The following is a 400-nucleotide window of genomic DNA, read 5'->3' as shown; positions in this document are numbered from 1 at the left end:
CCCCCCCCCCCCCCCCCCCCCCCCCCCCCCCCCCCCCCCCCCCCCCCCCCCCCCCCCCCCCCCCCCCCCATCTTTATATGTATCCCCCCCACACCGCGACATACACATGTCGTGGGTCGTCGGCAGCGTCAGATGTGTATAAGAGACAGAGATCTGGAATATTATCTGGGTTCATGGCTATATCCAGTTCGGCAATATGAACTTTCAGTCCTGTAGCTGCTGCCGTATTAATAGCTGCCGCAAGATTAGTGCTGTCTCTTATACACATCTCCGAGCCCACGAGACAGTACTCATGATCTCGTATGCCGTCTTCTTCTTGAAAAATCGGGGGGGGGGGGGGGGGGGGGGGGGGGGGGGGGGGGGGGGGGGGGGGGGGGGGGGGGGGGGGGGGGGGGGGGGG

At 65.5% G+C, this 400-nt stretch carries 1 pseudogene; it reads right to left on the bottom strand.

From position 1 onward, the window contains the following. Positions 1-73 precede the first annotated feature (73 nt). Positions 74-400: pseudogene (locus tag JHD69_RS20570) on the bottom strand (hypothetical protein); the annotation flags it as partial.

The organism is Pedobacter sp. ASV12, from assembly GCF_016429155.1.
Classification (GTDB): domain Bacteria; phylum Bacteroidota; class Bacteroidia; order Sphingobacteriales; family Sphingobacteriaceae; genus Pedobacter.
Note: the sequence above shows the minus strand (reverse complement) of the source record. Positions and strands in the feature narration are given on the sequence as shown.